Source organism: Massilia sp. X63 (assembly GCF_041023745.1).
GTDB lineage: Bacteria > Pseudomonadota > Gammaproteobacteria > Burkholderiales > Burkholderiaceae_D > Telluria.
Genome location: NZ_JBFTEF010000004.1, coordinates 181,247 through 205,399 on the forward strand (window position 1 = coordinate 181,247; position 24,153 = coordinate 205,399).

22 protein-coding genes are annotated in these 24,153 nt (G+C 68.7%); 19 read left to right on the plus strand and 3 right to left on the minus strand.

Annotation, left to right across the window (positions count from 1 at the left end; genetic code table 11):
* The first annotated feature begins 84 nt into the window (after positions 1 to 84).
* The 8 genes from AB3347_RS10215 (at position 85) to AB3347_RS10250 (ending at position 9,644) form a co-directional block, all read left to right on the plus strand.
* Positions 85 to 2,382 carry a putative bifunctional diguanylate cyclase/phosphodiesterase gene (locus AB3347_RS10215; RefSeq protein ID WP_369091684.1) on the plus strand — a complete coding sequence of 766 codons (2,298 nt, stop codon included), beginning with the start codon at positions 85 to 87 and terminating at the stop codon, positions 2,380 to 2,382.
* Positions 2,383 to 2,422: 40 nt separating this feature from the next.
* On the plus strand, positions 2,423 to 2,833 hold the full coding sequence (locus tag AB3347_RS10220; protein WP_369091685.1) for a secondary thiamine-phosphate synthase enzyme YjbQ: 411 nt from the start codon (positions 2,423 to 2,425) through the stop codon (positions 2,831 to 2,833).
* Between the two features lie 11 nt (positions 2,834 to 2,844).
* Positions 2,845 to 3,048 (plus strand): hypothetical protein, encoded by a 204-nt coding sequence (locus AB3347_RS10225; RefSeq protein ID WP_369091686.1) that lies wholly within the window; start codon positions 2,845 to 2,847, stop codon positions 3,046 to 3,048.
* 142 nt (positions 3,049 to 3,190) lie between these two features.
* The gene (locus AB3347_RS10230; RefSeq protein ID WP_369091687.1) at positions 3,191 to 4,180 is read left to right on the plus strand and encodes a DMT family transporter; all 990 of its coding nucleotides are present in this window, start codon (positions 3,191 to 3,193) and stop codon (positions 4,178 to 4,180) included.
* 78 nt (positions 4,181 to 4,258) lie between these two features.
* Positions 4,259 to 5,413 (plus strand): DUF3616 domain-containing protein, encoded by a 1,155-nt coding sequence (locus AB3347_RS10235; protein WP_369091688.1) that lies wholly within the window; start codon positions 4,259 to 4,261, stop codon positions 5,411 to 5,413.
* Between the two features lie 111 nt (positions 5,414 to 5,524).
* Positions 5,525 to 5,890 (plus strand): hypothetical protein, encoded by a 366-nt coding sequence (locus tag AB3347_RS10240; RefSeq protein WP_369091689.1) that lies wholly within the window; start codon positions 5,525 to 5,527, stop codon positions 5,888 to 5,890.
* Between the two features lie 327 nt (positions 5,891 to 6,217).
* Positions 6,218 to 7,606 (plus strand): amino acid permease, encoded by a 1,389-nt coding sequence (locus tag AB3347_RS10245; protein ID WP_369091690.1) that lies wholly within the window; start codon positions 6,218 to 6,220, stop codon positions 7,604 to 7,606.
* Between the two features lie 133 nt (positions 7,607 to 7,739).
* Entirely contained in the window at positions 7,740 to 9,644 is a 1,905-nt protein-coding gene (locus AB3347_RS10250) for a CocE/NonD family hydrolase (protein ID WP_369091691.1), read from the plus strand.
* A 70-nt stretch (positions 9,645 to 9,714) separates the two neighbouring features.
* Here AB3347_RS10250 and AB3347_RS10255 read toward each other — a convergent pair whose 3' ends face one another.
* A complete protein-coding gene (locus AB3347_RS10255) occupies positions 9,715 to 11,298 on the minus strand; it encodes an EAL domain-containing protein (protein WP_369091692.1) in 1,584 nt (527 codons plus the stop codon).
* A gap of 256 nt (positions 11,299 to 11,554) precedes the next feature.
* Here AB3347_RS10255 and AB3347_RS10260 point away from each other — a divergent pair, with 256 nt between their 5' ends.
* From AB3347_RS10260 to AB3347_RS10290, 7 genes are all read left to right on the plus strand, one after another.
* Positions 11,555 to 12,787 carry a 3-methyl-2-oxobutanoate dehydrogenase (2-methylpropanoyl-transferring) subunit alpha gene (locus AB3347_RS10260; RefSeq protein WP_369091693.1) on the plus strand — a complete coding sequence of 411 codons (1,233 nt, stop codon included), beginning with the start codon at positions 11,555 to 11,557 and terminating at the stop codon, positions 12,785 to 12,787.
* Positions 12,788 to 12,789: 2 nt separating this feature from the next.
* The gene (locus AB3347_RS10265) at positions 12,790 to 13,851 is read left to right on the plus strand and encodes an alpha-ketoacid dehydrogenase subunit beta (protein WP_369091920.1); all 1,062 of its coding nucleotides are present in this window, start codon (positions 12,790 to 12,792) and stop codon (positions 13,849 to 13,851) included.
* Position 13,852: 1 nt separating this feature from the next.
* A complete protein-coding gene (locus tag AB3347_RS10270) occupies positions 13,853 to 15,199 on the plus strand; it encodes a dihydrolipoamide acetyltransferase family protein (protein ID WP_369091694.1) in 1,347 nt (448 codons plus the stop codon).
* 13 nt (positions 15,200 to 15,212) lie between these two features.
* Complete coding sequence (gene lpdA, locus AB3347_RS10275) at positions 15,213 to 16,634, plus strand: dihydrolipoyl dehydrogenase (protein ID WP_369091695.1); 1,422 nt, start codon at positions 15,213 to 15,215, stop codon at positions 16,632 to 16,634.
* Between the two features lie 258 nt (positions 16,635 to 16,892).
* Positions 16,893 to 17,414 (plus strand): outer membrane beta-barrel protein, encoded by a 522-nt coding sequence (locus tag AB3347_RS10280; protein WP_369091696.1) that lies wholly within the window; start codon positions 16,893 to 16,895, stop codon positions 17,412 to 17,414.
* A gap of 35 nt (positions 17,415 to 17,449) precedes the next feature.
* Positions 17,450 to 17,953 carry an outer membrane beta-barrel protein gene (locus AB3347_RS10285; RefSeq protein WP_369091697.1) on the plus strand — a complete coding sequence of 168 codons (504 nt, stop codon included), beginning with the start codon at positions 17,450 to 17,452 and terminating at the stop codon, positions 17,951 to 17,953.
* A gap of 161 nt (positions 17,954 to 18,114) precedes the next feature.
* On the plus strand, positions 18,115 to 18,873 hold the full coding sequence (locus AB3347_RS10290) for a DUF4214 domain-containing protein (RefSeq protein ID WP_369091698.1): 759 nt from the start codon (positions 18,115 to 18,117) through the stop codon (positions 18,871 to 18,873).
* A 23-nt stretch (positions 18,874 to 18,896) separates the two neighbouring features.
* Here AB3347_RS10290 and AB3347_RS10295 read toward each other — a convergent pair whose 3' ends face one another.
* Complete coding sequence (locus AB3347_RS10295) at positions 18,897 to 19,532, minus strand: TetR/AcrR family transcriptional regulator (protein ID WP_369091699.1); 636 nt, start codon at positions 19,530 to 19,532, stop codon at positions 18,897 to 18,899.
* Positions 19,533 to 19,613: 81 nt separating this feature from the next.
* Between AB3347_RS10295 and AB3347_RS10300 the strand changes: the two genes are divergently transcribed.
* The 3 genes from AB3347_RS10300 to AB3347_RS10310 are packed head-to-tail and all read left to right on the plus strand — an operon-like array spanning position 19,614 to position 22,887.
* Complete coding sequence (locus AB3347_RS10300) at positions 19,614 to 21,116, plus strand: flavin-containing monooxygenase (protein ID WP_369091700.1); 1,503 nt, start codon at positions 19,614 to 19,616, stop codon at positions 21,114 to 21,116.
* Positions 21,113 to 21,922 carry an SDR family NAD(P)-dependent oxidoreductase gene (locus AB3347_RS10305; RefSeq protein WP_369091701.1) on the plus strand — a complete coding sequence of 270 codons (810 nt, stop codon included), beginning with the start codon at positions 21,113 to 21,115 and terminating at the stop codon, positions 21,920 to 21,922. Before AB3347_RS10300 ends, AB3347_RS10305 begins: the two co-directional genes overlap by 4 nt.
* Positions 21,919 to 22,887 (plus strand): alpha/beta fold hydrolase, encoded by a 969-nt coding sequence (locus AB3347_RS10310; protein WP_369091702.1) that lies wholly within the window; start codon positions 21,919 to 21,921, stop codon positions 22,885 to 22,887. The genes AB3347_RS10305 and AB3347_RS10310 overlap by 4 nt, the downstream gene beginning before the upstream one ends.
* A 45-nt stretch (positions 22,888 to 22,932) precedes the next feature.
* On the opposite strand, the gene AB3347_RS10315 is transcribed toward AB3347_RS10310, so the two are convergent.
* Positions 22,933 to 23,358 (minus strand): hypothetical protein, encoded by a 426-nt coding sequence (locus AB3347_RS10315; RefSeq protein WP_369091703.1) that lies wholly within the window; start codon positions 23,356 to 23,358, stop codon positions 22,933 to 22,935.
* Positions 23,359 to 23,523: 165 nt separating this feature from the next.
* On the opposite strand from AB3347_RS10315, the gene AB3347_RS10320 reads away from it, so the two are divergent.
* Positions 23,524 to 24,090, plus strand: a complete 567-nt coding sequence (locus AB3347_RS10320; RefSeq protein WP_369091704.1) for a hypothetical protein — start codon at positions 23,524 to 23,526, stop codon at positions 24,088 to 24,090.
* Positions 24,091 to 24,153: the final 63 nt, after the last annotated feature.

The following is a 24,153-nucleotide window of genomic DNA, read 5'->3' on the forward strand; positions in this document are numbered from 1 at the left end:
CCCCGCTACATTCCGGTACAATTTTGCTCCTTTACAATTTTTAGTGCGTTTTAATAAGTTTGTTAAGCGCACCGAGCGCGCTGCATGAAACAGTTCTACGACCTCGCGCGGTGGCGCGCCCGGATCTTTTCAAAGCTGATGTCGATTGTCCTGCTGGCCGGGGTGGTCGCCGCGATTCCCAGTACCCTGATGGCGCTGGCCGACGGCATGTGGCCGATCGCCGCGATGGACGTGCTGGCGCTGGCCTGGATCTTCGCGATCTGGCGCCTCAAGCGCCTGCCCTACGCGGTGCGGGTGCTGAACTTCCTGGCGGTGCTGTACCTCGTGGGCGTCGGCCTGATGCTCGGCGTCGGCGCGGTCAGCCAGATCTACCTGATGGCCCCGCCGGTGCTGGCGGTGGTGTTCCTCGGCACCCGCCAGGCGATCGCCGCCCTGCTGCTGAGCGGCGCCACCATCCTGGCCCTCGGGCTCGGCGGCTATACCCAGCTGTTCGTCGAGGGCCTCGACCACGGGGTGCTGTCCTCGCTGGTGGTGACGCTCAACTACCTGTGCGTGGGCGCCGCCATCACCATCACCTGCGGCACCCTGGTCAAGGGACTGTCGCAGACCCTGGGCGAGATGCAGGGCTTTGCCGCATCCCTCGAGCACAAGCAGGCCCGGCTGCACGAGCTGAACGCCGAGCTGCGCCTGACCTCGGCCGCGGTCGCGCGCCTGAACGACATGGTGCTGATCGCGCGCGCGGTGGACGCGCCCGGCGCGCACCAGCCGATCATCTTCGCCAACGAGGCCTTCGAGCGCCGCACCGGCTACCGGCGCGACGAGATCATCGGGCAAAGCATGCGCGTGCTGCACGGGCCCGAGACCGATCCCGACGAAGTGGCGCGCATCCTGTGGGCGGTCGCGCGCAACGAGCCGGTCAAGTCCGAACTGCTGAACTACACCAAGGGCGGCGATCCCTACTGGGTCGAAATGGAAATGGTGCCCTTCGCCAGCGAGGGCGGGCGCCACACCCACTGGGTGGTGGTGGGCCGCGACATCACCGAGCGCCGCAACTCGGCGCGGGCGATCCATCACCTGGCCTTCTACGACGTGCTCACCGGCCTGCCCAACCGGCGCCTGCTCACCGAGCGCCTGGACACCCTGGTGGCCGCGCGCAACGCGGGCGGCCCGCTGGGCGCCGTGCTGTTCATCGACCTCGACAACTTCAAGACCGTCAACGACGCGCGCGGCCACGCCACCGGCGACGCGCTGCTGCGCAGCGTCGGCGAGCGCCTGGTGTCGGTGGTGCGCGCGCGCGACACCGTGGCGCGCCTGGGCGGCGACGAGTTCGTGATCCTGCTGCAGGACCTCGGCGACGACGTCCCGGCCGCCACCGACGCCGCCGTCAAGGTCGCGCACAAGGTGCTCGCCACCCTCGGCGCAGAGGTCGTGATCGACGACCAGCTGTACCGCTCGACCGGCAGCATCGGCGTGGCCCTGCCGCTGCGCCCGGGCCTGAGCGGCCACGACCTGCTGCGCGAGGCCGACGTGGCGATGTACCAGGCCAAGGCGGCCGGCCGCAACGGCGTGGCCCTGTTCGAGTGCACCATGCTGGCCGAGGCCGAGCAGAAGCTCACGCTCGAGCGCGACCTCGCCGTCGCCCTCGACAATCGCGAGCTGGCCATGCACCTGCAGCTGCAGGTCGGCCAGGACCAGCGCCCGATCGGCGCCGAGCTCCTGATGCGCTGGCGGCGCTCCGACGGCATCCTGGTGCCGCCCGAAGTCTTCATCCCGATCGCCGAATCGACCGGCCTCATCGTGCCGCTCGGGAACTGGGCGCTGCGCCAGGCCTGCGAGGCCTGGCTGCGACTGCAGCAGGCCGGCCATGCGCTGCCGCTGTCGGTCAACGTCAGCCCGGTGCAGTTCCGCCAGCCCGACTTCGTCGACCAGGTGCGCGCCGTGCTGCGCGACAGCGGCGTCCCCGGCGCGCAGCTGATCTTCGAAGTCACCGAAGGCTTGCTGATGGAGGACCTGGACCAGACCATCGCCCGCATGCACGAACTCACGCAGCTCGGCATCCGCTTCTCGGTGGACGACTTCGGCACCGGCTACTCGAACCTGGCCTACCTGCGCAAGATGCCGCTGTACGAGCTGAAGATCGACAAGAGCTTCATCCGCGATACCCCGAACGACGTCAACGGCACCGCGATCGTACAGTCGATCCTGGCGATGGCCGAGCATCTCGGTATCCGCGTGGTGGCCGAAGGCATCGAAACCATCGAACAGGCGAAGTACCTCAGCGCCCCGGGCGGCCCCTGCATGCAGGGCTTCCTGTTCTCGCGCCCGGCGCCGCTCGAGGACATCCTCGCCACCCTGTCCGGCACGGACAGCCCTGCCGCCTGATTCTGCCAAGCTTTCCGCAAGCCCACCGACAGGAGCACCCATGGCGCACCAGGCCATCCTCGACATCGCCACATCCGGCCGCGGCACCCGCGACATCACCGACGCGGTGGCCGAGGTGGTGCGCGCATCCGGACTGCAGTGCGGCCTGGCGCACGTGTTCGTGCAGCACACCAGCTGCTCGCTCCTGATCACCGAGAATGCCGATCCGGACGTGCGGCGCGACCTCGAAACCGTGCTGCGCCGGCTGGCGCCGGACGCCGACCCGGCCTACCGCCACGACGCCGAGGGACCGGACGACATGGCGGCCCACGTGCGCAACATGCTCACCGGCTCCGGCCTGGGCGTGCCGGTCGGCGGCGGCCGCCTGCTGCTCGGCACCTGGCAGGGCATCTACCTGTACGAGCACCGCAGCGCCCCGCACCGCCGCCGCATCGTGGTCACCGTCCTCTGATTCCCCCAGCCGTGGGGGCAGACGCGCAGGCCGCGGCGCGCGAGATGGTCGAGCGCATCCGCATGGTCGGCGTCGACAGGATCCTGTACGGCTCCGACGCGGCCACGCCCGGCAACATGCAGCCGCGCGCGGCCCGGGCCGCTTTCCGGGCCCTGCCCCTGACGGAAGCGGAGCTGCGGCGCATCGCCGCCAATGTCGCACCGTACCTGGATTAGTCCGCCTTACCCGGAGGAGGCCGGCGTCGCGCCCGCGCTCCCGGCTGCATCCCCGGCAAGAACTGCGCTTGTGTTGTAGGATGTCTGATGAGTTGGCGACCGCCTCCTTTTCGGCTCAAGACATTCACAGGAAGATTACCGCATGATTTCCGCAGCACCGAAGGGCCGCCCTGCTGGGCACGAGACCGCATTCTTTTCCCAGCCCATGGTGGTGGTCGCACTGGCCACGCTGTGCTGCCTGCTCTGGGGCAGCTCCTACCCGGCGATCAAGACCGGCTACGCCTTGCTGGGCATTACCCAGCAAGACATTCCCTCCAAGCTGGTGTACGCCGGCTACCGCTTCCTGCTTGCCGGACTCGCGGTGGCCGCCGCCGCATGGCTGCTGCAACGCCGGCTCACCGTCCCGCCGGCGGCCCAGTTGCGCCAGGTGATGCTGCTCGGCCTGTTCCAGACCAGCCTGCAATACGTGTTCTTCTACATCGGCCTGGCGCATACCACCGGCGTGCGCGCCTCGATCCTGAACGCCACGACCACCTTCTTCAGTGTCCTGCTGGCGCACTTCCTCTACCGCGACGACCGCCTGTCGGCGCGCAAGGGGTTCGCTTGCCTGCTCGGACTGGCCGGGGTGCTGGCCGTGAACGCCGACGCCGGATTGCTGGGCGCCGGCGCCAGCCTGCAGGGCGAAGGCTTCATCGTGCTCGCGGCATTCGTGCTGTCGGCCGCGGCGATCTACGGCAAGCGGGTTTCGCAACAGATGGACGCGATGGCGATGACGGCCTGGCAGCTGGCCATCGGCGGACTGGTGCTGCTCGCGGCGGGCCACGGCGCCGGCGGCAGCCTGGGCCGGCTCGAGCTGGCCTCAAGCCTGCTGCTGGCCTACCTGGCCCTGTTGTCGGCGGTCGCCTTCACGCTGTGGAGCCTGCTCCTCAAGCACAACCCGGTCGGCCTGGTCAGCATGTTCGCCTTCCTGGTGCCCCTGTTCGGCGCCATCCTGTCGGCCCTCTGGCTGGACGAGGACATCCTGCGCTGGAACAACCTGGCGGCGCTGGTGCTGGTGTGCGGCGGGGTCGTGCTGGTGACGCGCGGCGCGCGCCCGGCGGCAGCGCCGCGGTGCAAGCCGGCGCCGGGCTGAACCCCACTGCCGAGCGCCGGCCTTGGCGGGCCCATGCTATCTTTTCCCGGCAATATCGCGCGCCGCCGGGAACCCCGCATGCATCCGTCCAACATCGTCCTCCTCGAATTCCACCCCGAGCGCGACGAGCTTTGCTACGGCAAGGAATTGCGTGACGGCCTGTCGGTGGCGCTGCGCATGGGCAGCTCGCTCTGGCTCGCCAACGACGAATCGGTGAGCATCGAGCGCCTGACCGTGTGCGACGAGGACAGTACCGGAAAAAGCAGCTTCACCCGCGGGCACCGCCAGTACGCCCTGCACGACTACTTCGACCTGCCGCTGCCGCCGCACGGCGAATCGCCCGACGACATCAACGAAGCCGACATCGAGGGCCTGGCCTGCGACGGCAAGTACCTGTGGCTGGCCGGTTCGCACAGCCTGCGCCGCAAGCAGCCGAAGGACGGCGACGGGATCAAGAAGGCGCACAAGCGCCTGGCCAGCGTCAGCGCCGACGGCAACCGCTACCTGCTGGGCCGCATCCCGGTGGTGCCGGATGGCGACGGCTACACCCTGGAGAAGGAAGCGGTCGTCAAGGACAAGCGGCGCACGGCCGCCATGCTGCGCGGCGACTGCCACGGCAACGAACTGACGGCGCTGCTGCGCCAGGACGAGCACCTGGGGCCCTTCCTGGCCATCCCCGGCAAGGACAACGGTTTCGACATCGAGGGCCTGGCGGTGGCCGGCAAGCACCTGCTGCTCGGCCTGCGCGGCCCGGTCCTGCGCGGCTGGGCGGTGGTGGTCGAAATCGCCCTGGTCGACGACGACGCGCCGGGCCGGCTGCGCCTGGCGCCGCTGGACCAGGACGGGCGCCTGTACCGCAAGCACTTCCTCGACCTGCGGGGGCTCGGCATCCGCGACCTGTGCGTGCAGGGCAAGGACGTGCTGGTGCTGGCCGGCCCGACCATGGACCTGGACGGGCCGGTGCAACTGCTGCGCTGGCGCGGCGCGGCCCAGCCGGGCAAGGACACGGTGCTGGCGGCCGGCGCCCTCGAACGGGTGCTGGAGCTGCCCTTCGGCCGCGGGGTCGACCATCCGGAGGGCATCGCATTGTTCGCCACCGGCAAGGACGGCGCCGCATCGCTGCTGGTGGTGCACGATTCCGCCTCGCCCAGCCGCCAGATCGGCGACAGCACCCTGGTGGCGGACGTGTTCACGCTGCCGAGGCGCGGGCGGCGCAAGGGCGAAGCGTCCTGACCCGGGGCCGCCCCGGAACATATGCATATTTCGGCGCGATGGTGAGATTTGTTGAATTTTCGCGCCCCGGCCCGATGGTATCCTCGCCGCCTCGTTCCAGGTTCCACCCCCATGACACCCAAGAATATCCTGTGGGCGCTGCTGGCGCTCATGTTCGCCTGCGGCCTGAGCCAGGCCCTGTATGCCGCCGCCCACGTACGCATGCCGGCCTGGTGGGCGCTGCTGTCAGGCTTCCTGATGAACTTCCTGCCCTATTACTGGTACCGGCTCGACAGCGAGGCGCGCGCATACCGCCGCACGCGCTGGATGAATACGGCCGTGGTCGGCATGGCGCCGTTCGCGATTCCGTTCTACCTTCTGCGCAGCCGCCGACAGGGCGCCCGGCTGGAGGCGCTGGCGCGCATGGCGGGCTTCCTGTTGAAGATGCTGGGCGCCTCCGTGGTCGGTGCGCTGGCCTACCTGGTGATGCCCGGCTGACACCGCTGCGCCCCTGCGGCCGGGTTTTTGCTATGGTAGCCATGAGGCTGCGCGCCGCGCGGCCAGCCCCACCCTACTCGCGAATGGAGGACAGCATGCGCAAGATGATCATGATGGCCATTGCAGGCCTGCTCTGGAAGAAATTCGGCGGCAAGACGGCCCAGCGCTACCCGCTCGGCCGCCGCACTTACCGCCGTTTCTGAAGCATTGCGGCGGCGCACCGGCGGCGGCCGGCAGGCTTTCCCCTGCCGGCCGCCCACGGTGGGCTTGCTTGCAGTAGAATCGCTGGCTTTAAGGCAACTCTAGCAATCCTCCTTAAGGCCGACGATGGACGACGCGAAGCATGAACTCAAACGTGGCTTAAAGAACCGCCACATCCAACTGATCGCCCTCGGTGGCGCCATCGGCACCGGCCTGTTCCTGGGCGTGGCCCAGACCATCCAGCAGGCCGGCCCGTCCGCCCTGCTTGGCTACGCGATCGCCGGCCTGGTCGCCTTCCTGATCATGCGCCAGCTCGGCGAGATGATCGTCGACGAACCGGTCGCTGGTTCCTTCGGCTATTTCGCCAGCAAATACTGCGGCCCGATGACCGGCTTCATCTCTGGCTGGAACTACTGGGTGATGTACATCCTCGTCAGCATGGCCGAGCTCTCGGCGCTTGGCCTGTACGTCCAGTACTGGTTCCCGGAGATCCCGACCTGGGTCTCGGCGCTCGGCTTCTTCGTCCTCGTCAACCTGCTCAGCCTGCTCAACGTGAAGGCGTTCGGCGAGCTCGAATTCTGGTTCGCGATCATCAAGGTGGCGGCGGTGGTCGGCATGATCGTGTTCGGCTGCTACCTGCTGCTGAGCGACACCGCCGGGCCGCAGGCCGGGGTCGCCAACCTGTGGCGGCACGGCGGCTTCTTCCCGAACGGCTTCGCCGGCCTGGCGCTGTCGATGGCCGTGATCATGTTTTCCTTCGGCGGCCTGGAGATGATCGGCATCACCGCCGCCGAAGCCGACAACCCGGGCCGCACCATCCCGCGCGCCATCAACCAGGCCATCTGGCGCATCGCCATCTTCTACGTCGGCGCGCTGGCGGTGCTCCTGATGCTGTATCCATGGCAGAAAGTGGTCCTCGGCGGCAGTCCCTTCGTGCTGATCTTCGCGGCCCTCGACAGCAATGTCGTGGCCAATGTGCTGAACCTGGTGGTGCTGACCGCCGCGCTGTCGGTGTACAACGGCTGCGTCTACGCCAACAGCCGCATGCTGTTCGGCCTGGCCGAACAGGGCAACGCCCCGCGCGCCCTGCTCGCCCTGAGCAAGCGCGGCGTGCCGCTGGCGGCCCTGGGCGTCTCGGCGATCGCCACCGCGATCTGCATCTGCATCAACTACTTCCTGCCCGAGAAAGCCTTCGGCATGCTGATGGGCCTGGCCGTGGCGGCGCTGGTGATCAATTGGGGCATGGTGTGCTGGAGCCACCTGCGCTTCCGCCGCGCCAAACAGGCGGCCTGCCAGGCGACCGCGTTCCCGAGCCCCTTGCACCCCTTCACCAATTACCTGTGCCTGGCCTTCCTGCTCGGCATCGTGGTGGTCATGTACCTGACCCCGGGGCTGCGCCTGTCGGTATGGCTGATTCCGGCCTGGCTGGCCCTGCTGGCGTTCGGCTACTGGCTGCGCCAGCGCCATGTGGACGAGGCCGCGCCTGCCGTGCCGCCGGCCGTAAAGACGCCATAAAGCGACAGCGGCAGTCCGTTTCATGCCCGCTGCCGCAAATTAGCGTCTTGCGCTAGCTCAACAGTCCCGCTGTTGATAAAGTATTACTCCAACGCACACAGCCGCCGTCCACCATGAAGCCCAAGGAGCCAGCTTGAAAAAGATTGTCGCCAGCCTCACCGCAGTTTCCGTCGCCGTTTCCATGTTCGCCGTCGATGCCGCGCGCGTCGTCGCGGCCCAGGACTATGCCAAGTACAGCCAGGAAGCCCTGGACAAGGAACTCGGCCAGATCGCCACGTCGCGGCTGAGCGTGATGGTGCCGATGCGCGACGGCGTCAAGCTGTCGACCGACATCTACATGCCGAAGAACGCGAGCGGCAAGCTGCCGGTCATCCTCTGGAAGACCCCGTACAACGAGGGCAAGCTCAAGGGATCGACCCAGCGCTACGCGCTCGAATCGGTCAAGCGCGGCTACGTCTTCATCGTCCAGAACGAGCGCGGGCGCTATTTTTCCGAAGGCAAATGGGAAATCCTGGGTAATCCGCAGACCGACGGCTACGACACCCTGAGCTGGATCGCCGAGCAAGCCTGGTCGAACGGCAAGGTCGGCACCCTGGGCTGCTCGTCCTCGGCCGAATGGCAGCTGGCCCTGGCCGGGCTGAACCACCCGGCGCACGCGGCGATGGTGCCGATGGCGTCCGGCGCCGGCATCGGCAAGGTCGGCCGCTTCCAGGAACAGGGCAACTGGTACACCGGCGGCGTGCCGCGCAACCTGTTCTTCGTGTGGCTGTACGGGGTCGACAATCCGCTGCGCGCCCAGCTGCCGGCGATCGCCGACGACAAGCTGCGCGCCCGCGTCGAAGCCTACAACGACCTCGACCCGGCCAAGCCGAAGGTCGACTGGAACAAGCAGATCAAGCAGCTGCCGGTCGACCAGCTGCTGTCCTCGCTGGGCGAGCCGGCCGGCACCTTCGAGCAGCTCATCAAGCGCACGCCGGCCGACCCGGCCTGGCGCCAGGGCGGCCTGTACCACGAAGGCATGGGCTGGGGCGTTCCCGCGCTGTGGTTCAACAGCTGGTACGACGTGTCGATCGGCCCCAACCTGGAACTGTTCAACCATGCGCGCGCGGCCGGCACCGACAAGGGAGCCAGCGCCAACCAGTACGCCGTGGTGGCGCCGAACGTGCACTGCGCCTTCTCCCGGCTGGGTCCGAACATGACCGTGGGCGAGCGCGCCATGGGCGACGCCAGCTTCGACGTCGACGGCGCCATCTACGGCTGGTTCGACCGCTGGCTGAAGGGCGACGCCAAGGCATTCCCGGCCTCTACCCCGCACGTGCGCTACTTCGAGATGGGCGCCAACCGCTGGCAGAACGCCGGCACCTGGCCGCCGGAGAAGGCCAAGCCGATGCGCCTGTACCTGCGCTCGGCCGGCAAGGCCAATTCGCTGTACGGCGACGGCCGCCTGAGCACCGAGGCGCCGGGCGCCGGCGAAGCCGCCGACCGCTACCGCTACGATCCGATGAATCCGGTGCAGACCATCGGCGGCGGCGACTGCTGCAACGGCGGCATCGTGGTGCCGGGCGCGTTCGACCAGCGTCCGGTCGAAGTGCGCAGCGACGTGCTGGTCTACACCAGCGATCCGCTGCCCAAGCCGGTGAGCGTGGCCGGCTTCGTGGATGCGGTGCTGAAGGTCTCGTCGAATGCAAAAGACACCGACTTCGCGGTGAAACTGGTCGACGTGGCCCCGGACGGCACCGCCTGGATCATCGGCGACACCATCTTCCGCGCGCGCTACCGCAACGGTTTCGACCAGCCGGCGCCGCTCACGCCGGGTGAAGTGGTGACGATCCGCCCGACCCCGATCGCCACCGCGATCCAGTTCGGCGCCGGGCACCGCATCCGGGTCGAGGTCACTTCGTCGAACTTCCCGAAGTTCGTGCGCAACCTCAACACGGGCGGAGCGAACGAAAGCGAGAAGACCGGTGTAGTCGCCGACAATGCGGTGCACCACGACGCCGCCAACCAGAGCTACATCGAGCTGCCGGTCGTGCACTGAAGCGGCGCTTCGATCAGGGCGGCAGGCGGTCACGCTGCCGCCCTGCCGCCTGCCCTGCACCGGCGCACACCTAGCCGGCCGCGCGCGCCGCCAGTTCCTGTGCCTCTTCCATCCGGCGCACCACCTCGGCAAAGGGCATCGGCTGCCCGAACAGCCAGCCCTGGGCGTACTGCACCCCGTGCCGGAGCAGGAAGTCCGCCTGGGCCTGGCTCTCCACCCCTTCCGCGATCATGCGCAGGCCCAGGTCGCGCGCCATCGAGATGATGTGCCCGACTACCTGGCTGGTCGGGGCCCCGGTGCCGATCGCCTCGATGAAGCTGCGGTCGATCTTGAGGAAGTCGAGCTCCAGGGTTTCCAGGTAGGACAGGCTCGAATAGCCGGTGCCGAAGTCGTCGATGGCGATCGCGAAGCCGTGCCGCCGCAGCGCGCCCGAGGTCTCGCGCGCGACCATGGGGTCGAGCATGCCGCGCTCGGTCACCTCGAGGATGATGCTGGAAGGGTGCGCGCCCATCTGCTCTAGCGTGGCCTGGAGCTTGTCGAGGAAGTCCGGCGAGTGGAAGTCGGCCGGCGCCACGTTGATGCCGATATGAAAGCCAGGATGGGCCTCGAGATAGAAGCCGGTATCGCGGCAGACCAGCTCCAGCACCTGGTGCGTGAGCCTGGCGATGGTCTCGTCCTGCTCGGCGATGGGAATGAACAGCTCGGGCATGACGATCTCGCCAGTGGGCCGGCGCCAGCGCACCAGGGCCTCGACGCCGATCCAGCGCCCGCTGCGCAGCTCGACCACCGGCTGGTATTCGAGGAAGAATTCCCTGCGCCGCAGCGCGGCGCGCACCGCATAGGGCAAGGCCATCTGCTGGCGCGCCAGGTACAGGATCGCGCAGGCCAGCGCCAGGCCGGCCAGCAGGCCCACCGGCACCAGCCGCGCCGCCAGGTCCAGGGAGCGGTCCTGCAGGTAGTGCAGCGGCACGGCGGCGATACCGACCGTCCCGAAGCTGGACGAGCGCACCACGGCCACCACGTGGCCATCCTCCTCGAACACCACCTCGCGCGCGTTCCCGAGGCGCTTCGACCAGGCCGGGTCGATATGGCCGCGGGCACTGATCGGCGCGGAGAAATCGAGCGGCACCACCGCCAGCGACACGTCGGGCTCGCTCTTGGCGGTGTCGATCGGCAATTGCGCGTGCAAAATGGCGGCGAAGTTCCCGTACTGCACCACCAGGAAAGCATACTCGGGGGCGAAGGGAAAGCGCACATCGATGCGTACCACGGCGCCCGACCTGCTGCGATAGGTGGGCGGGCCCAGGTCGAGGACGCGCGCGCTGCCGACGATCGACGAGCATGGCATCCGGTTGCCCGCGACGTAGCCGACCGCCTGGATATAGGTCGAGCCGAGGTCGATCTCGCGCATCAGGTCGATGCTGGCCGGCGCGCAGGGCGCGCCTTCATGCGGGGCCAGCCGCCTGACCGCCGCGGCAACCTGCGTGGCGGTCTCGTCGCCGCGCATCACGACGTCGCGCGCATAGCCGAGCGCATGCGCGCTTTCGGCCTTGAAAGCCTGCCGTTGCGATTCTCCGATGGCGAGCAGGATGGGCCCACCGATCCCGGCCATCGCCAGCAGGAGCGTTAACAGGACGACGGCGGTTTTTTTCATGGATCCCTGCGCACGGGCATGAAGGGCATGCTGCGGCAGTTCCATACTACAGATGCCGCGCGCGCGCCGCAATCTTCGGCGGGCGCGTGACACGCCCTTGTACCGCCTCCGATAAGCACGCGGCAGCGCCGGCAGCCACCCGGCACCGCCCGCCATGCTGCATAGCAATATAAAAATAGTTCGCCAAGGGCTTCGTGTGCGCGGCCGTTCGCCGTATCATGCTTGCCGCAAGTCACCTTACAAAGGGGAAGCGTTTATGAGTCAGAGTAAGCCTCTGTCGCTGCATGTACCGGAGCCTACCGGCCGTCCGGGCTGCAAGACCGATTTTTCGTACCTGCAATTGAGTCCCGCCGGTTCCGTCCGGCGTCCGCCCGTCGACGTGGCGCCGCTCGATACGAGCGACATCGCGACCGGCCTGATCCGCGTCCTGGACGAGCACGGCGACGCCGTGGGTCCGTGGGCGCCCGAGGTCGATCCCGAGCTGCTGCGCTTCGGGCTGCGCACCATGATGAAGACCCGCATCTTCGATGCGCGCATGGTCATCGCGCAACGCCAGAAGAAAATGTCTTTCTATATGCTCTCGCTCGGCGAGGAAGCCATCGGCACGGCGCAGGCGCTGGCCCTCGAAGATGGCGACATGCATTTCCCGACCTACCGCCAGCAGAGCCTGCTGTTCGCCAAGCAGGTGCCGCTGGTCGAGATGATCTGCCAGCTGCTGTCCAACGAGCGCGATCCGCTCAAGGGCCGCCAGCTGCCGGTGATGTATTCGGTGCGCCGCGCCGGCTTCTTCACCATTTCCGGCAACCTGGCCACCCAGTACCCGCAAGCCGTGGGCTGGGCCATGGCCTCCGCCATCAAGGGCGACACCAAGATCGCCTCGGCCTGGATCGGCGACGGCGCCACCGCCGAATCCGATTTCTCGACCGCCCTCACCTTTGCCCACGTGTACCGCGCGCCGGTCATCCTCAACGTGGTCAACAACCAGTGGGCGATCTCGACCTTCCAGGCCATCGCCGGCGGCGAGAGCGTCACCTTCGCCACCCGCGGCATCGGCAGCGGGATCGCCTCGCTGCGCGTGGACGGCAACGACTTCCTGGCCGTGCTGTCGGCCTCGCGCTGGGCCGCCGAACGCGCCCGCAGCAACCTCGGCCCGACCCTGATCGAATGGGTCACCTACCGCGCCGGCCCGCACTCGACCTCGGACGACCCGTCGCGCTACCGCCCGGCCGACGACTTCTCGCACTTCCCGCTGGGCGACCCGATCGCGCGCCTGCGCCAGTACCTCACCAGGCAGGGCTGGTGGTCGGACGAGGAGCACGAGCAGGTGCAGGCCGAACTCGAGGCGGAAATCCTCGCGGCCCAGAAAGAGGCCGAATCCTACGGCATCCTGGGCGACGAGCGCGCTCCGAGCGCCGCCACGATGTTCGAGGATGTTTACAAGGACATGCCGGCGCACCTGCGCCGCCAGCGTCAGGAACTGGGAGTATGAGCATGGCGCGTGACGACCAAACCAAGGAATCGGCAGACAAGCAGGCCACCATGCCGATGACCATGATCCAGGCGCTGCGCTCGGCCATGGACGTGATGATGGAACGCGACCCGAACGTGGTCGTGTACGGCCAGGACGTCGGCTTCTTCGGCGGCGTGTTCCGCGTCACCGACGGCCTGCAGGCGAAATACGGCAAGTCGCGCGTGTTCGACGCGCCGATCTCGGAAGGCGGCATCGTCGGCACCGCGGTGGGCATGGCGGCCTACGGCCTGCGCCCCGTCATCGAGATCCAGTTCGCCGATTATTTCTATCCGGCGACCGACCAGATCGTGTCGGAAGCGGCGCGCCTGCGCTACCGTTCGGCCGGCGAATTCACCTCCTCGATGGTGATCCGCATGCCTTGCGGCGGCGGCATCTACGGCGGCCAGACCCACAGCCAGAGCCCGGAAGCCTTCTTCACCCACGTGTGCGGCCTGCGCACCGTGATGCCGTCCAATCCCTACGATGCGAAAGGCCTGCTGATCGCCTCGATCGAGAACGACGACCCGGTGATCTTCCTGGAGCCCAAGCGTTTGTATAACGGCCCGTTCGACGGCCACCACGACCGTCCGGTGGTGCCCTGGTCCGGCCATGCGCTCGGCAACGTGCCGACCGGGCACTACACGGTGGAGCTGGACAAGGCGAACGTGGTCCGCCCCGGCAACGACGTGACCGTGCTGGCCTACGGCACCATGGTCTGGGTCTCGGAAGCGGCGGCGCGCGAGAGCGGCGTCGACGCCGAGGTGATCGACCTGCGCAGCATCTGGCCGCTCGACCTCGACACCATCGTGAATTCGGTCAAGAAGACCGGCCGCTGCGTGATCGTGCACGAGGCCACCCGCACCAGCGGCTTCGGCGCCGAACTGGCGGCGCTGGTGCAGGAACACTGCTTCTACCAGCTGGAGGCGCCGATCGAGCGCGTGACCGGCTGGGACACCCCTTACCCGCATGCGCAGGAATGGGCTTACTTCCCGGGGCCGGACCGCGTAGCGGCGGCCCTGAAACGTGCGATGGAGGGACGTTAACATGGGTATCCACGTCATCAAGATGCCGGACCTGGGCGAAGGCATCGCCGAGGTCGAGGTGGTGGCCTGGCACGTGCAGCCGGGCGATACGGTCAAGGAAGACCAGGTGCTGGCCGACGTCATGACCGACAAGGCCACCGTCGAGATCCCCTCGCCGGTCGCGGGCACCATCACCAGCCTGGGCGGCGCCGTCGGCCAGTCGCTGGCGGTGGGCGCGGAGCTGATCCGCCTGGAAGTCGCAGGCGCCGGCAACTTCTCTGGCGAGAAGGCGAAGCAGGAGCCGGTGAAGTCGGCCGCGGCCACGGCGCCGGCCGAAGAAGTCGCCGAGCCGCAGCTGGAAGCGGTGGCGCAGGCCGAGGCCCCTGCGGCGGCGCAGGCGCGTGCCGGCGCGCCGGTCGCGCCGCCGCCGTCGAAGCCGCAGGCGCCGCGCAGTTACCAGAACGGTCCGGCGCCGATGCGCGCCGAAGGCGAGAAACCGCTGGCCGCGCCGGCGGTGCGCCAGCGCGCCTGGGATCTCGGCATCGAGCTGCAGTTCGTGCACGGCAGCGGCCCGGCGGGTCGCATCCTGCATGCCGACCTCGACGCCCACGTGGCGGGCCGCCGCGGCGCGCCGCAAGGGGGCGGCCGCGACGACCGCTATGCCAAGCGCGACGGCGAGCGCGCGACGCCGGTGATCGGCCTGCGCCGCAAGATCGCCGAGCGCATGCAGGAAGCCAAGCGCAACATCCCGCACTTCACCTATGTGGAAGAAGTCGACGTCACCGAACTGGAAGCCCTGCGCGCCCAGCTCAACGCCCGCTACGGCGCCGAGCGCGGCAAGCTGACCTTCCTGCCGCTGCTGATGCGCGCGGTGGTGCTGGCGATCCGCCAGTATCCGATGATGAACGCGCGCTACGACGACGCCAACAACATGCTGACCCAGTACGACCCGGTCCACCTGGGCATCGCCGCCCAGACCGAGGCCGGCCTGATGGTGCCGGTGGTGCACCACGCCGAGACGCTCGACCCGTGGGCCGCGGCCGCCGAGGTGGCGCGCCTGGCCGATGCGGCGCGCGCCGGCAAGGCCACGCGCGACGAGCTGAGCGGGTCCACCATCACCATCACCAGCCTTGGCCCGCTGGGCGGCATCGTCACCACGCCGGTGCTGAACCGTCCCGAGGTCGCGATCATCGGCCCCAACCGCATCGTCGACCGCCCGGTCATCAAGGACGGCGCCATGGTGGCGCGCAAGATGATGAACCTGTCGTCCTCGTTCGACCACCGCGTCATCGACGGCCAGGTGGCGGCCAAGTTCGTGCAGACCATCCGCGGCTACCTCGAGACCCCGGCGACCATCTTCGTCGAGTAGAAAGGCAAAGAGCATGGAAACACTGCATACGACACTGCTCATCATCGGCGGCGGCCCCGGCGGCTACGTGGCCGGCATCCGCGCCGGCCAGCTGGGCGTGCCGACCATCGTGGTCGAAGGCGCCTCGCCGGGCGGCACCTGCCTGAACATCGGCTGCATCCCCTCGAAGGCCCTGATCCACGCGGCCGACGAATTCTGCAAGGCGCGCAGCTATGCCGCCGAGACCTCGCCGCTGGGGATCACCAGCGCGGAGCCGCGCATCGACCTGGAACGCACGGTGGCCTGGAAGGACGGCATCGTCAAGAAGCTCACCGGCGGCGTCGGCGCCCTGCTCAAGAAGAACGGCGTCAAGCTGGTGAGCGGCTGGGCCACGGTCCTGGACGGCAAGACCGTCGAGGTGCGTCCGGAAGGCGCGAGCGAAGCCACCGTGCGCATCCGCTGCGAGCACCTGCTGCTGGCGGCCGGTTCGGTGCCGGTCGAGCTGCCCTTCATGCCCTTCGGCGGACCGGTGGTCTCGAGCACCGAAGCGCTGTCGCCGGGCGAAGTGCCGCAGCGCCTGGTGGTGGTCGGCGCCGGCTACATCGGCCTGGAGCTGGGCACCGCCTACCGCAAGCTGGGCGCGCAGGTGACGGTGGTCGAAGCGGCGGACCGCATCCTGCCCGCCTACGACCCCGACCTGGTCAAGCCGGTGGCGGCGAGCCTGGCGCGCCTGGGCGTCGAGCTGCGCCTGGGCACCTCGGTGCTCGGCCTGGACACGGAGAGTGGCGGGGACGGCCTGCCACGGGTGCGCGTGCGCGACGCTTCCGGCGTGGAAGCGCTGCTGGAAGCAGACCGCGTGCTGGTGGCGGTTGGCCGCAAGCCGGCCACGGTCGGCTGGGGCCTCGAAAACCTGATGCTCGACATGGACGGGCGCGCCATCAAGGTCGACGACCAGTGCCGCACCTCGATGCGCAACGTGTGGGCGATCGGCGACCTGGCCGGCGAACCGATGCTGGCGCACCGCGCGATGGCGCAGGGTGAGATGGTGGCCGAGATCGTGTCCGGCAAGCGCCGCCACTTCGCCCCGGCGGCGATTCCGGCGGTGTGCTTCACCGACCCCGAGATCGTCGTGGTCGGGATGTCGCCGCTGGATGCCGACAAGGCCGGCATCGGGATCGTCACCGCGAACTTCCCGTTCAGCGCCAACGGCCGCGCCATGACCATCGAGAGCACGGACGGCTTCGTGCGCGTCGTGGCCAGGAAGAGCGACCACCGCATCATCGGCTGGCAGGCCGTGGGCGGCGCCGTCTCGGAACTGGCGGCGGGCTTCACCCAGTCGATCGAACTCGGCGCCCAGCTCGAGGACATTGCCGGCACCATCCACGCCCACCCGACCCTGGGCGAAGCCGTGCAGGAAGCCGCCCTGCGCGCGCTGGGCCACGCGCTGCACATCTGAGCCGCTGTCGAGCGCGAGCCTGCCGCCAGGCCGCTCCTGAAACCGCCCGCAAGGGCGGTTTTTTTACGCATGTGCGCCACCGAATCTTTGCCAAAGCCGGCCCACAGGCGAACAGGATATGCATATATTGTTACATCTGCAAACAATATTTGCACATTTGTGCCCAGCGATGAATTGCGATAAACGTATCCCAGGTGCAATAATCGCTCCGCGCTCGGGAATGAGCCCCAGCGCACTACCAGCATAAAGGCACATAACATGTTCAAGAAAATCGCAGCCGCGACCGCCCTGGTCCTCGCGTCCTCGGCAGCCTTTGCCGCCCAACCGAATACCTTCTACGCCGGCGCCGACGTCGGCAAGACCAAGGTCGACGACTTCTCCAAGCGCGACACCAGCGTCGGCGCCTTCGTCGGCTACAACCTGAGCCAGAACTTCGCGGTCGAAGGCGGCTACCGTCGCCTGGGCGACTACGACATCGGCGTGATGAGCTATGGCGGCGCGATCGACAACGGCAGCGTCAAGGTCGACCAGGCGCACCTGTCGCTGGTCGGCAGCATGCCGATCGGTGAAAGCTTCAGCCTGTACGGCCGTCTCGGCGTCAACCGCCTGGAAGCCAAGCTCAGCTCGCCCGCCTACGACAGCAAGGAATCGACTACCAAGGCCCTGTACGGGGTCGGCCTGAGCTACGCCTTCACCCCGGCCGTGTCGGCCCGCCTCGAAGTGCAGAAGCCTGCCAGCGACGGCACCAATGTAAGCGCCGGCGTCGCCTTCCAGTTCTGAGCATACCAGCGATAACCACAGAAAGAAGCATCACCATGATCAAGCACATCGCAGCAGCAGCCCTCGTCATCGTCTCCTCGGCAGCCTTCGCCGCGCAACCGGGCAGCTTCTACGCCGGCGCCGACGTCGGCCGCACCAAGATCGACGACATTTCGGGCCATGACACCAGCGTCGGCGCCTTCGTCGGCTACAACTTCCACCAGAACGTCGCCATCGAAGCCGGCTACCGCCGCCTGGCCGAGACCGACTACGGCTTCGGCGCCTACGACACCAATGTGCGCGTCAACCAGGCCGCCCTGTCGCTGGTCGGCAGCCTGCCGGTGGCCGAGAACCTCAGTGTCTACGGCCGCCTCGGCGTCAACCGCCTGGAAGGACGGGTCAGCTCGAACGTCTACACCGCCAAGGACTCCGACACCAAGGCCCTGTACGGCATCGGCATGAGCTACGCGATCACCCCGGCCGTCGCGGCCCGCGTCGAAGTGCAGAAACCGGCCAGCGACGCGACGAACCTGAGCGCGGGCGTGGCCTTCCAGTTCTAAGCAGCGCAGCCCCTTCCCAACCCGGCCTCGGCCGGGTTTTTCATTTGGACGAAGGCGTCCATGCGCGACGCATACTCCCGCCCGCCTAGGCCATCGGTAAGGCGCGGCGCGGCGGACCCGGCGGTATACTTTCTCGCACCACCACTCTCCGCCATGACGCCATGCACAAGCACAGCACGCCGACCGCGCGCGGCCTTCGGGCGCGCTCCGCCCTCGCCCTACCCCTCACCCTGTCACTCGCCTTGACCGGGTGCGGCAGCGACGACCCGGCTCCCGCCGCCGCCACGAGCCGCACCGCGGCCTTGGTCGCATCGGCGCCGGCGATGACGGTCGCCGAAGACCAGTACGCCACCGCCATCCACCATATCTACATCGCCTACTTCGGCCGCCCCGCCGAACCGCCCGGCCTGGCGTTCTGGAACCGCCAGTTCGAGGTGGCGAGGGCGGCCACCGACACCGCCGAGCTGTGGCGCCAATACCGCGCCAACGGCGGCGTGCGCTACGTGCTCCACAGCTTCTCGGTCAGCACGGAATCGCAGGAACTCTACCCCGGGGGCAACGCGCAATTCGTCGAAGGCGTCTACCGCACCCTGTTCAACCGCAGCCCCGACGTCGGGGGCCACGCCTGGTGGACCGATGCGATCGACAGGGGCATCATCACGCGCGAGGAAGCGGCGCTGGCGATCATGGTGGGCGCGCAGGGAGAGGATGCACTGGTCGTGCGCAACAAGGTCGCAGTGTCGGCCGTCTTTTACAGGATCCTGTGCGAACGCGAAGCCTGGATCCTCGCCTACACGGGCGCGCGCAACAACGAACTGGCGCGCCGCATGCTGGCCCAGGTGGATGCGAAGACCGACCTGGCGGCCTTCGAAGCCGTGGTCCGGGCGACCATCGAGGAAATCAGCCGCAGCCCATTCTAGGCCGCCGCTCTGGGCCACCCGCTCTAGGCTGCCCGCTGCCGCGGCCGCGGCGCAGCCGACAGCACCGTGCCCAGCCGCAGCGCGGTATCGACCACGCGCTCGATGGATGGCAGGTAGCCGTCGTCGATCCAGCGCAGCGCGATGTGGATCACGCCGCCGACCACGCCGGCCTGCAGCAGCTGGTCGTCCGGTGCGTCCGGCGGCGCGACGATGCGCGCCACCTCGCGCCCGATCGCGCGCAAGGCCGCGTCGAAGGCCAGGTCCACCGCCCGGCTGACGCCGCGGATCTCGACCAGGAACACGCGCGCCGACTGCGGCTCGCGCTGCAGCGCCGAGAAGTAGGCGTGCAGCATGGCGCGCGAGCGCGCGATGCGCCCGCGGCCGGCTGCGCGCGCGGCCTGGGTGATCTCGCCCAGCACCGAATAGGTGACGGTATTGAAGGAATCGATCAAGAGCGCTTCGCTGTTGGCGAAGGATTCGTAGAAGTAGCGCTCGGTCAGCCCGGCCGCCTCGCAGACCGCCTTCACGGTGGCCTGGTGGTAGCCGCGCTCGCCATAGACGGCGATGGCGGCCGCGATCAGGCGCGCGCGGCGCTCGGCGCGCCGGGCTTCCTGCGACATCCCGCGGTAGGATCGGGAGGTGGTGAGCTCTGCTTTCATGCCGACATTCTACACAGAAACTTGTCACGCGAATTTTGACAATGTAGAGTGTCAGTATAAGCAGAAAACATACGAGACATCATGCATCGACCCGCAGCACCCTGCGCATCCACCGAGCCGGCCCCGGATGCGCCGCTGGACATCCTGATCGTCGGCGCCGGACTGTCGGGCATCGGCGCGGCCGCCGCGCTGCAGCGCAGCTGCCCCGGCAAGCGCTACGCCATCCTCGAGGCGCGCGAGGCCATCGGCGGCACCTGGGACCTGTTCCGCTATCCCGGCATCCGCTCCGATTCCGACATGTACACCCTCGGTTATTCCTTCCGTCCCTGGCTGGAGGCCAAGGCGATCGCCGACGGCCCGGCCATCCTCGACTATGTGCGCGCGACCGCCCGCGAGCACGGCATCGGGCCGCACATCCGCTTCGGCCACAAGGTGGTGGGCGCGAGCTGGTGCTCGCAAGAAGCGCTGTGGACCGTGCAGGCCCGGCTCGCGGGCGGCGAGCTGCGCAGCCTGCGGGCGCGCTTCCTGTACCTGTGCAGCGGCTATTACAGCTACGACGAGGCCTACCGCCCGCGCTTCGAGGGCGAAGACGGTTTCGCCGGCCGGATCGTGCAGCCGCAGTTCTGGCCGCAGGACCTCGACTACACCGGCAAGAAGGTGGTGGTCATCGGCAGCGGCGCCACCGCGGTGACCGTGGTGCCGGCCATGGCCGAGCGCGCCGCCCACGTCACCATGCTGCAGCGCTCGCCCACCTACGTGGTCGCGCGCCCCGCGCGCTACGGCTTCGCGCAGCGCATGCGCGCCCTGTTCCCGGAGCGCCTGGCCTACGCCCTGACGCGCTGGCGCCTGATCGGCGAGAGCATGTTCCTGTACTGGCTCGCGCGCAGCCGGCCGGAACTGGTCAAGCGCAAGATCGTCGAGATGGCCGGACAGCAGCTCGGCTCGCGCGAAGCCGCCGCCGCCCACTTCGCGCCCGGCTACAAACCCTGGGACCAGCGCGTCTGCGTGGCGCCGGACGGCGACCTGTTCGCGGCGATCCGCGCCGGCCGCGCCGAAGTGGTGACCGACCGCATCGCCTGCTTCACCCCGGGCGGCATCCGGCTGCAGTCGGGCCGCGAGCTGGCCGCCGACGTCGTGGTAATGGCCACCGGCCTGACCCTGAAGCTGTTCGGCGGCGCTACCCTGGTCGTGGACGGCAAGGTACTCGATCCGAGCCAGGCCATGACCTACAAGGGCATGATGCTGAGCGGCGTGCCCAATTGCGCACTGGCCTTCGGCTACACCAATGCTTCCTGGACCCTGAAGGCCGACCTCACGGCGGGCTGGGTGTGCCGCCTGCTGCGCTACATGGACGCCCACGGCCAGGCGATCGCGGTGGCGCCGCGCGACCCCTCGGTGCCGGAGGCGCCCTTCCTCGACTTCAGCTCGGGCTATGTGGAGCGCGCCAGCCAGCTGCTGCCCAAGCAGGGCGCGCGCAAGCCCTGGCGGGTCTACCAGAACTACCTGCGCGACCTGTTGACCATCCGCCTCGGGCGCATCGACGACGGGGTCTTGCGCTTCGGTGCGCCGGGAGCGCTGCCATGAAGCTCGCGAATCGTGTCGCGGTGGTCACCGGCGCCGGCGGCGGGATCGGCCGCGCCACCGCCCTGGCCCTGGCGCGGCGCGGCTGCCACCTGGCGCTGGCCGACATCGACGCCGCCGCCGCGGCGCGCTGCGCGCAGGCGGCGCGCCAACTCGGCGTGCGCGCCTCCAGCCACGCGCTGGACGTGGCCGACCGCGCGGCCGTGCGCGCCCTGCCGCCACAGGTCATGCAGGCGCACGGCCGGGTCGACCTGCTGCTCAACAACGCCGGGGTCGCGCTCGGCGGGACTTTCGAGCAGGTCGGCGAAGACGATTTCGACTGGCTCATGGAGATCAACTTCCACGGCGTGGTGCGCATGATCCGCGCCTTCCTGCCGCAACTGCGCGCCAGCGACGACGCCCGCATCGTCAACGTCTCGAGCATCTATGGCATCGTCGCGCCGCCCGGCCAGAGCGCCTACGCGGCCAGCAAGTTCGCGGTGCGCGGCTTCAGCAACGCCCTGCGCCACGAACTCGAGGGCAGCAGCGTGGCCGTCAGCGTGGTGCATCCGGGCGGCGTGGCCACCGCGATCGCCAGCAACGCACGGGTCCCCGCCGGGACGCCGCAGGGCGAGGCCGAGCGCGGCCGCGCGATCGCCCAGCGCCTGCTGCGCATGCCGCCCGAGCAGGCCGGCGAGATCATCGTGCGCGGCATCGAGCGCCGCCAGGCCCGCATCCTGGTCGGCAACGACGCCAGGTTCGTGGCCCTGCTCGAACGCCTGAGCCCCGTCCACTACTGGAAAATCCTGAAGAAAGCGACCGGCACATGAGCCTGGAACTGCTGCTGTACCTCCTCGGCGGCATCGCGTTGCTGCTGCTCCTGCTGGCCGTGTTCAGCCGCCGCACGGCGCGCCGCATCGAAGCCGTCCTGCCGCCTGGCGGCAGCTTCGTGAAGGTCGAGGGCGTGCGCCTGCACGTGCGCGACGAAGGGCGCGGCCCGGCGCTCCTGATGATCCACGGCCTGGGCGGCCAGATGGGGCACTTCCACTACGACGCGCTGCGCGCGCTGAGCAAGCGCTACCGCGTGGTCACCGTGGACCGTCCCGGCTCCGGCTATTCGACCCGCCCGGACGGCGTGCCGGCCGACCTGTCGACCCAGGCGCGCGCCCTCGCCGCCCTCATCGCCGAACTCGGGCTGGAGCACCCGACCGTGGTCGGCCATTCGCTGGGCGGCGCCACCGCGCTCACGCTGGCGCTCGAGCATCCAGGCCGGGTCGGCGCGCTCGCCCTGGTGGCGCCGCTGACCCATGCGCCGCAACAGGTGCCGCCGGCCTTCCGCGCGCTGACCATCGAAACCGCCTGGCTGCAGCGCCTGTTCGCGGCGACGCTCGCGCTCCCGCTCGGCATCGTGGCCAGCAAGGGCGTGTTGAAAGAAGTGTTCGGCCCGGAGCAGGCGCCGGCCGACTTCGCGACCCGCGGCGGCGGCCTGCTCGGCCTGCGCCCCGGCCAGTTCCTGGCCAGCTCGGCCGACCTGCAAGCCCTGGCCGGCCACATGCCGGGACTGGAGCGGCGCTACGCCGACCTGGCCGCGCTGCGGATTCCGCTGCACATCCTGTTCGGTCGCGACGACCGCATCCTCGACTGGCGCGCCAACGGCCAGGCGCTGGCCGACAAGGTCGCCGGTGCGCGCCTGGAACTGGTCGAGGGCGGCCACATGCTGCCGGTGACCCAGCCGGAACGCACGGCCCGTTTCATCGAGGACGTGGCGGCGACGCGCCTGGCGCGCACGGGCTGAGAACGCACCGGCGCCCGGCCATGCCTGCCGCACACAGCGGATCGTTCAGGGCTCGCGCGGCGCGGTCCCCTGGTCGTACTGGTCCCCATCGGTCTGGCCGCTCGGCATGGCCTTCTGCTGGCTGGATGGTCGACCCGACTGCCGACTCAACTGCTGACCGGGCTGCTGGCCGGGCTGCTGGCCGGATTGCCGGTTGCCGCCCTTGTCGGCGATGCCTTCCATCCCGGTCTGGATCTGCCCGCGATCGCTGCCCCCGCTGAAGACCTGGTCGGCTTCCTGGTCGGTAGTGTTGCCGGCCAGCAGGTCGTCGGTCCGGCTGGCCGACTGCTGGCTACCCGGGCTGTCGCTGCCCATGGCGCCGATGTCCCCAGTGCCGCCGGTCCCGACGCTGGCGGCGCTGCCGGTGCCGTCCTTGGTGCTCTGGTGATAGTTGCGCCCCTTGGCGTCCTTGCCTTCGCTTTGCATCGACATGCTGGCCTCCTGGTCATGGAATCAGGTCCTGATGATAGTACCGGGGCGACCGCGCACGAATAGGCCCGTGCCGGTTCCCGGTGTAGGACCGCGCTGTCCCGCAGAGGCAGGCAAGCGCCGGTCGAACGAGCGGACGGAAGGGCTAAAATACCTGAATGCAACAACATGAGCTTAGCGACAATGCTTTCCCAGAAACACAGCACCGTGCAAGACCTGAGTACGGCAAGCATCACGGCAGTTTCATTTATCGGGCTGAACTGGGTCAACGAGCTGCTTTTTATTCAGTTTGAACAAAGCAACGGGATCAACTGGGTCTTCCTGCCAGCCGGCGTGCGGCTCCTGGCGACGCTCCTGTTCGGTTTTCCCGGCTTCGTCGGCCTGCTGGCGGCCGGCATCTACCTGAACTTCGAACATTTCCTTTTCCAGGACCAGGCACGCGCGCTGTGGGGTGCTGTTGCGGGCGCAGCCGGGCCCTACCTCGCTTATCTGTTCGCGAAACAATGGTTCGACCTGGGTCCGCGGCTGGGGAACCTCACCGCGCACCGGCTCTTGATCACAGGTTTACTGTGTGGCGTGATGAGCCCGGCGTTGCACCAGGTGTTCATCTGGATGCATTCCGGGATCGTGGACTGGACTGCCGCCACGGCCATGCTCACCGGCGATGTCCTCGGGATCCTGATCGTTCTCTATCTCGCCAAGGGCATGATCAAGCTGGTCGATCGCCGGACGTAACAGCCGCGCGCGTCGACGCCGCCCGGCCTCCTGTGCCCCCGGGTCGCGCGCGACAGCCTGCTC

Coding starts and splice junctions, on each gene's coding strand:
- AB3347_RS10215 (WP_369091684.1), top strand. CDS start 85: ATGAAACAGTTCTACGACCTCGCGCGGTGGCGCGCCCGGATCTTTTCA.
- AB3347_RS10220 (WP_369091685.1), top strand. CDS start 2,423: ATGGCGCACCAGGCCATCCTCGACATCGCCACATCCGGCCGCGGCACC.
- AB3347_RS10230 (WP_369091687.1), top strand. CDS start 3,191: ATGATTTCCGCAGCACCGAAGGGCCGCCCTGCTGGGCACGAGACCGCA.
- AB3347_RS10235 (WP_369091688.1), top strand. CDS start 4,259: ATGCATCCGTCCAACATCGTCCTCCTCGAATTCCACCCCGAGCGCGAC.
- AB3347_RS10240 (WP_369091689.1), top strand. CDS start 5,525: ATGACACCCAAGAATATCCTGTGGGCGCTGCTGGCGCTCATGTTCGCC.
- AB3347_RS10245 (WP_369091690.1), top strand. CDS start 6,218: ATGGACGACGCGAAGCATGAACTCAAACGTGGCTTAAAGAACCGCCAC.
- AB3347_RS10255 (WP_369091692.1), bottom strand. CDS start 11,298: ATGAAAAAAACCGCCGTCGTCCTGTTAACGCTCCTGCTGGCGATGGCC.
- AB3347_RS10260 (WP_369091693.1), top strand. CDS start 11,555: ATGAGTCAGAGTAAGCCTCTGTCGCTGCATGTACCGGAGCCTACCGGC.
- AB3347_RS10265 (WP_369091920.1), top strand. CDS start 12,790: ATGGCGCGTGACGACCAAACCAAGGAATCGGCAGACAAGCAGGCCACC.
- AB3347_RS10270 (WP_369091694.1), top strand. CDS start 13,853: ATGGGTATCCACGTCATCAAGATGCCGGACCTGGGCGAAGGCATCGCC.
- lpdA (WP_369091695.1), top strand. CDS start 15,213: ATGGAAACACTGCATACGACACTGCTCATCATCGGCGGCGGCCCCGGC.
- AB3347_RS10280 (WP_369091696.1), top strand. CDS start 16,893: ATGTTCAAGAAAATCGCAGCCGCGACCGCCCTGGTCCTCGCGTCCTCG.
- AB3347_RS10285 (WP_369091697.1), top strand. CDS start 17,450: ATGATCAAGCACATCGCAGCAGCAGCCCTCGTCATCGTCTCCTCGGCA.
- AB3347_RS10290 (WP_369091698.1), top strand. CDS start 18,115: ATGCACAAGCACAGCACGCCGACCGCGCGCGGCCTTCGGGCGCGCTCC.
- AB3347_RS10295 (WP_369091699.1), bottom strand. CDS start 19,532: ATGAAAGCAGAGCTCACCACCTCCCGATCCTACCGCGGGATGTCGCAG.
- AB3347_RS10300 (WP_369091700.1), top strand. CDS start 19,614: ATGCATCGACCCGCAGCACCCTGCGCATCCACCGAGCCGGCCCCGGAT.
- AB3347_RS10305 (WP_369091701.1), top strand. CDS start 21,113: ATGAAGCTCGCGAATCGTGTCGCGGTGGTCACCGGCGCCGGCGGCGGG.
- AB3347_RS10310 (WP_369091702.1), top strand. CDS start 21,919: ATGAGCCTGGAACTGCTGCTGTACCTCCTCGGCGGCATCGCGTTGCTG.
- AB3347_RS10315 (WP_369091703.1), bottom strand. CDS start 23,358: ATGTCGATGCAAAGCGAAGGCAAGGACGCCAAGGGGCGCAACTATCAC.
- AB3347_RS10320 (WP_369091704.1), top strand. CDS start 23,524: ATGAGCTTAGCGACAATGCTTTCCCAGAAACACAGCACCGTGCAAGAC.